Genomic DNA, 6,117 nt, shown 5'->3' with positions numbered 1-6,117 from the left:
GACGTCGAAGGTGCGCTCCGGGAAGTGCCGCTCGAAGGCGTCGAGACCCACCGGGTGCATCATCGCGGCGGTGATCGCGACGACGTCCTTGCGGCGGTGGCCGAGGTCGACCATCGCCTCGGAGAAGTGGTCGGTCCAGATGCGGCCCTTGGGCTTCTCCGCACCGGTCTGCACGTCGAAGGGGCCGGGCGCGTGGAACTGGTCGGCCTCGTGACGCTCGGCTGGGTCGTAGCCGTAGCCCTTGCGGGTCAGCGCGTGGACGATGACCGGGCCGCCGAAGCGCTTGGCCTGGGTCAGCGCGGTCTCCATCGCGGCGCGGTCGTGGCCGTCGACGGGGCCGACGTACTTCAGGCCGAGGTCCTCGAAGAGGCCTTGCGGCGCGAGCGCGTCCTTGAGGCCCTTCTTGAGCGCGTGGAGGGCGTCGTAGGCGGCCGATCCCACGCCGGGCACGGCGTTGAGGCGACGCTTGACGAGGTCGAGCGCGTGCTCGTAGCGCGGGTTGGTGCGCAGCGAGGTGAGCGCGGTGGCCAGCCCGCCGATGGTCGGGGTGTAGGAGCGGCCGTTGTCGTTGACGACGATCACCAGGCGCGAGTCGTGCGCGACGGCGATGTTGTTGAGCGCCTCCCAGGCCATGCCGCCGGTGAGGGCGCCGTCGCCGATCACGGCCACGACGTGGCGATCCTCGCCCCGGATGCGGTAGGCCTTGGCGAGCCCATCGGCGTAGCTGAGCGAGGTGGAGGCGTGGGAGTTCTCGACGATGTCGTGGGGCGACTCGGCGCGGCTCGGGTAGCCCGACAGGCCGCCCTCCTGCCGCAGACCGTCGAAGTCGCGGCCGCGACCGGTGAGGATCTTGTGCACGTAGGCCTGGTGGCCGGTGTCGAAGACCACACGGTCGCGCGGCGAGTCGAAGACGCGGTGCAGCGCGATGGTCAGCTCGACCACGCCGAGGTTGGGACCGAGGTGGCCGCCGGTGCGCGCGCAGGTGCCGACGAGGAGGTCGCGGATCTCGACCGCGAGGGTGCTCAGCTGGTCCTCGGAGAGCGCCCGCAGGTCGCGGGGCCCGGTGATCGTGTCGAGGACTGCCATGGATCGAGTCTAGGCGCTGGACCCTCGCGACCCGAACGCGGCGAGGTCGAGTCGCGCCACCGCCGCCTCGTGCAGGCTGCCCATCCAGACCTGCCCCTCGAACTCCCGCACGCCGGTGACCATGTGGTAGCTCGCGCGGTGCTCGGCGGGCTGCACGTCGAGGTCGTGCACGAGGGTGCCGTGGTCGTCGTAGGCCATCACGCGCACGGTCTGCTGGGGCTTGGGCTGCAGGGCCTCGGGCACCTTGGTGGCCAGGCGTCGCAGGGCGAGCGGCGCCTTCTGCAGCACCTCCACGAGCGGGTCGCGCGGGCTCGCGATCGTGATCCAGATGAGGCCGTCGCTGCCGCGCGCGATGTTGTCGGGGTAGCCCGGCAGGTCGGAGCACAGGCGATCGCGCATCCCGGCGTTGGGACCGCTGATCCAGTGCCGCACCACCGTGCGCGCGCCCGTCTCGGCCACCGCCACGAAGTCGCCGGACGACGACAGCGCCACGCCGTTGGCGAAGGCCAGTCCGTCGAGGACGACGCTCACCTCGCCGTCCGGCGCACGCCGTAGCAGCCGACCCGTGCGGGTGTTCTGGACGAAGTCGTCCTTCCACCGGTCGATGCCGTAGCGGGTCGAGGAGTCGGACCACCAGATCGTGCCGTCGTCCGCGATCGCGGCGTTGTTGCAGAAGCGCATGGGGCGGCCCTCGACCTCGGCGGTGATGAGCTCGACGCCGCCGGTGGCGGGATCGACCCACAGCAGCCCGCGCTTCGCGTCGCACACGAGCAGTCGTCCGTCGGGGGCGAACTCGATGCCGAGCGGCCGGCCGCCCGTCTCGGCGACCCGCTCGAGGCGGCGGCCGTCGTGCGCGATCCGCACGATCGCGCCGTCCTCGGTGCCGGTGAACACGCTCCCCTCGTGCGGACCGTGGGTGGCGACGACGACGTCCTCTGCCCCGGGGCCGGGAACGGGGAGCACGGTGAAGGCGGTCTGGGTGGTCACGGGTTCTCCTGGCTGGTCGCGATCGGAGGGGTGGGGAGCGTCGGCGAGGCTGGCGCCGCATTGAGCCGCTCCGAGCCGGGGACCTCGTCGGGGTCGGCCCCGCCGTGGCAGGACGCGAGCGGCTCGGGGGCGGTCTGACCGGCACCGAAGGCGTCGATGAACAGCGGGAGCCGCGGGTCGTCGGCCCCGCGCAGCGCCAGCTGACGCCCCCACACCGTGACCACCACCGGGGCGCTCTGGCCCGGATAGGGCGAGAGGATCCCGTTGTCGGGCCGCAACCGCCTCAGTTGCTCGAGCCCCTGCGGGCTGAGCTCGTCGGGCAGGTAGGTGATCCACACGGTGCCGTGCTCGAGGTCGTGGACGACGTTGACCTCCGGCAGCGGACGGTCGTAGGCGCCGCAGTCGAGCCAGACCGGCGCGTGGGGGCCGCCGACCGCCGGCGACTGCGCGTAGCGCCGCTGCTCGCCCGGGCGCAGGTGCGTGGTGGGCAGCGAGCCGTAGGTGCGCACGGCGGCGAGGTCGCTCGGCGCGGGCTCGTCGTCCTCGACGGCGGAGAGCGTGACGGCCGTACCGACCAGGGCGAGCGCGAGCGCACCGGCGACCGCGATCGCGACCACCCGGCGGCGGCGCGGGGCGGGCGGCTGCGAGGCGGGGGACCCCGACGGCGGCGGGTCCGGCGGGGGTGGGTACGCGGGTGGCGGCGGATACGCCGGCGGCGGTGGGACGCCGGGGGGCAGCCGGGGCGCGCCATCCGGGGGCGGGAAACCCTCGCTCACCTGCATCTCCTCGTCTCGTCCGTGCGGCGGCCAGCTCGCGCGTCGCCGCCGACCTCGACGCTATCCCAGGCCGGTTCACCGCCCCGGCTAGGTTCGGAGCATGGCGAAGCTGCTCAGTCCCCTGCTCGGCGACCGGGCGCGCGGCCCGCGCACGGTGCTCGAGATCGATCTCTCGCAGGGCGTGGTGATCAACCCGCCGTCCACGCCGTGGGAGGCGCTGCGCCTGCGCCAGGCGCCGTCACTCGGCGCGCTGCGCCGCGGCCTGCGACGCGCCGCCACCGACGACGAGGTGCTGGGGCTGCTCATCCACGTGGGCACGTGCCCGCTCAGCCTGGCGGAGGCCGACGAGGTGGGCGACCTCATCGAGGAGTTCGGCCGCCACAAGCCCACGGTCGCCTGGACCGAGACCTTCGGGGAGATCGGCGATGGGCTCGCCGCCTACCGCGTCGCGGTGCGCGCGCGGGAGATCTGGGTGCAGCCGTCCGGCGGTCTCGGTCTCACCGGCGTCGCGCTCGCGGTCACGCTCCTGCGGGGCGGCTTCGACAAGCTCGGCGTCGAGCCCCAGTTCGGCCAGCGCCACGAGTACAAGTCCGCCGCCGACCGCTTCGCTGCCAGTGAGATCACCGCGCCCGTGCGGGAGATGACCCAGCGTCTGGCCGACTCCATCGTCGAGGACACCGTCGCCCTCGTGGCGCGCCGGCGCGGTGTCACGACGAGCGCCGTGGAGGCCGCCATCGCGGCGGCTCCGCTCACACCGGAGGCAGCCCGGGAGGCAGGTCTGGTCGACCACGTCGGCTACTACGACGACGTGCGCGCCGCCGCCCGCGAGGCGTGGACGCCGGCCTGGGAGCTGCGCTACGCGCATCGGTACGCCGCCGCGACCGGGCGCACCGCGCCCGCCGCCCAGGTGGTGCGCCGTGCGCTGCCGGGGCACGGCACCAGGACGGTCGGCGTCGTCAACGTGACCGGCGCGATCGTGCTCGGCCCCGGCAACGCACGACAGGCGGGGTCCGAGCGGGTGTGCGCGCGCCTGCGGGCGCTCGGTCGCGACGACGACGTGGCCGCCGTGCTGCTGCGGGTCGACAGCCCGGGCGGCTCCTACGTGGCCAGCGACTCCATCCGGCACGAGGTCCTCGCGCTGCGCGAGGCCGGCCGCCCCGTCGTGGCGCAGATGGGCACTGTGGCCGCCTCGGGCGGCTACTTCGCGGCGATGGGCGCCGACGAGATCATCGCCCAGCCCACCACCATCACCGGGTCGATCGGCGTGCTGGCCGGCAAGTTCGTGCTCGCCGGCCTGCTCGAGCGCCTGGGCATCCAGCGCGAGACGATGACCAGCGGTCCCCGCGCCGCGATGCTCGCCCCCGAGCGGCCCTTCACCGACGAGGAGCGAGCCGTGCTCGACTCCTGGCTCGACGACGTCTACGCCGACTTCACCACCAAGGCCGCCGCCGACCGCCGCCAGCCGCTCGAGCTGCTGGAGCCACTGGCCCGCGGCCGGGTGTGGACCGGCGCCGACGCCCACGCCCGCGGGCTCGTCGACCACCTCGGCGGCTCGCGCCTCGCGATCGACCGCGTCGCCGCGCTCGTGGGCGTCCCCGCCGACCGGCTGCGGATGCGCACGCCGAGCCCGTTCGACGTCCTCAAGCAGCTGCGCCCGGTGGAGTCGAGCGAGGCTCCGGGCGCCGTCCACGCTGGGGGGCTGTGGGACGCGCTGGGCCTGCCGGCGTCGGCGACTGCGGGCTCGCTCGGCGGACCGGAGGCGATGATCAGCCACTGGGCCGAGCGCCTCGGCATGCCGCTGCCGGCCGGCGTGCTGGCCCTGCCGTGGGACCTGCGCCTTGGCTGATGTCGGGCGCGGCTCAGTCGGTGAGCGCCTGCTCCACCCGGGCGACCTTCGCGTCGAGCTGACCGTCGTAGCCGGGTCGGATGTCGGCCTTCAGCACCAGCGACACCCGCGGCGACACCGCCAGCACCGCCTCGGTGGCCCTGCGGACGACGTCCATCACCGTCTCCCAGTCCGGGCCCTCGATCTCCGTGAACATCGACGAGGTCCGGTTCGGCAGCCCGGACTCGCGCACCACCCGCACCGCGGCCGCCACCGCCTCGGCGACCGAGCCGTCGTCGGTGGTGGCGGTGGTGGGGGCGACGCTGAAGGCCACGAGCATGTGCCCAACCTAGCCCGCCGCCCTCGGCGCCGGCGGGAGCTGGGATTCGCCGGTGGGCCGGTGAATCTCGTGCTGGTCGGCTGAAGCTTCATGCAAGGAGCACGAGTTTCGGTCGAGTAGTCGGGCGGTTTCGAGCGTGGACGACGGTCAGCTGGTGGCGCGGCTGAGGCCGGGTCGGCGGGCGAGGATGACGCGCGCTGGCGGCTGTCGATCGGGGAAGCCGGTGGCGTGGTCGGGGTGGGGTGCGGACAGAGGCTCCGCTCCTAGGTGAACCGCGTCTCGCGCGCCGGGGACAAGGCTCGGGAGTCACCGGTGGGCCGGTGAATCTCGTGCTGGTCGGCTGAAGCTTCATGCAAGGAGCACGAGATTTGGTCGAGTAGTTGGGCGGTTTCGAGCGTGGACGACGGCCGCCGGGCCAATGGCGGGCGCGAGCGGCGCTGGGCGCGGGCGTGGACGACAGAAACGCTGGCGGGGTCTGTCAGGGGTCGCGAAGCCGGCCCGGGGTGGAGGTGTGGAGAGCCCGGGGTCGAGCAGGGTCATTGTGTCGGACCCCCATCTCATGATGGTCCCCACAAGTCCTTCTCGGGATCTCGGAGAACCAGCGCATGAGCGTCGACGTCACCACCACCCACCCGGTGATCACCTGCGCCCACACCCTCCAAACCGCCCTCGGCGAGGTGCGTGAAGTCCAGCCGGTGTACATGAGCGTGGAGGACAAGAAGACCGCCCTGATCGAGCTCACCAAGGTCGAGGCCGCCGTCGCCGAGCTGAAGGCCCGGGTCCTGGCCGCCTCCGGTGATGTCGCCGACGACACCGGCGCCCGCGACCCCGGCGCCTGGCTGGCCCACGCCACCCGCACCGAGCGGCGCATCACCGCGTCGCAGTACCGCCTCGCGCAAGCGTTGGAGCGTCTGCCCAGGCTGGCAGCAGCCATGTCATCCGGTCTGGTCAACGAGGGTCAGGCCCGCGTCATCATCGAGACGGTCGACAACCTCCCCGACCGCCTCGGCACCCAGGTCAAACTCGACGCCGAAGCCTCACTCATCCACTTCGCCGCCGACCACGCACCAGCCGACCTCAAACGCCTCGGTGTCCACATCCTC

At 73.3% G+C, this 6,117-nt stretch carries 6 protein-coding genes; 2 read left to right on the top strand and 4 right to left on the bottom strand.

What is annotated here, in order from left to right; all coding sequences use genetic code 11:
* The 3 genes from ACERUJ_RS16590 to ACERUJ_RS16580 form a co-directional block, all read right to left on the bottom strand.
* A partial coding sequence (locus tag ACERUJ_RS16590; RefSeq protein ID WP_370249931.1) for a 1-deoxy-D-xylulose-5-phosphate synthase N-terminal domain-containing protein occupies positions 1–1,086 on the bottom strand: 1,086 nt, incomplete at its 3' end.
* Between the two features lie 9 nt (positions 1,087–1,095).
* The gene (locus tag ACERUJ_RS16585) at positions 1,096–2,073 is read right to left on the bottom strand and encodes an SMP-30/gluconolactonase/LRE family protein (protein WP_370249930.1); all 978 of its coding nucleotides are present in this window, start codon (positions 2,071–2,073) and stop codon (positions 1,096–1,098) included.
* Positions 2,070–2,690, bottom strand: a complete 621-nt coding sequence (locus ACERUJ_RS16580; protein WP_370249928.1) for a DUF3105 domain-containing protein — start codon at positions 2,688–2,690, stop codon at positions 2,070–2,072. Before ACERUJ_RS16580 ends, ACERUJ_RS16585 begins: the two co-directional genes overlap by 4 nt.
* A 259-nt stretch (positions 2,691–2,949) precedes the next feature.
* On the opposite strand from ACERUJ_RS16580, the gene sppA reads away from it, so the two are divergent.
* Entirely contained in the window at positions 2,950–4,695 is a 1,746-nt protein-coding gene (gene sppA, locus ACERUJ_RS16575) for a signal peptide peptidase SppA (RefSeq protein WP_370249927.1), read from the top strand.
* Between the two features lie 13 nt (positions 4,696–4,708).
* Here the strand turns inward: sppA and ACERUJ_RS16570 are convergent, their stop codons facing one another.
* On the bottom strand, positions 4,709–5,014 hold the full coding sequence (locus tag ACERUJ_RS16570; protein ID WP_370249926.1) for an MTH1187 family thiamine-binding protein: 306 nt from the start codon (positions 5,012–5,014) through the stop codon (positions 4,709–4,711).
* A 605-nt stretch (positions 5,015–5,619) separates the two neighbouring features.
* On the opposite strand from ACERUJ_RS16570, the gene ACERUJ_RS16565 reads away from it, so the two are divergent.
* The coding region (locus ACERUJ_RS16565) for a DUF222 domain-containing protein (protein ID WP_370249925.1) at positions 5,620–6,117 on the top strand (498 nt) is incomplete at its 3' end.

The organism is Nocardioides sp. (assembly GCF_964228225.1).
GTDB lineage: Bacteria > Actinomycetota > Actinomycetes > Propionibacteriales > Nocardioidaceae > Nocardioides.
The sequence above is the reverse complement of the archived record's forward strand: the minus strand, read 5'-3'. Positions and strand labels throughout refer to the sequence as shown.

What these genes read in the sequence shown, in the direction of transcription:
- sppA (WP_370249927.1), top strand. Translation starts at nt 2,950, where the DNA reads ATGGCGAAGCTGCTCAGTCCCCTGCTCGGCGACCGGGCGCGCGGCCCG.
- ACERUJ_RS16570 (WP_370249926.1), bottom strand. Translation starts at nt 5,014, where the DNA reads ATGCTCGTGGCCTTCAGCGTCGCCCCCACCACCGCCACCACCGACGAC.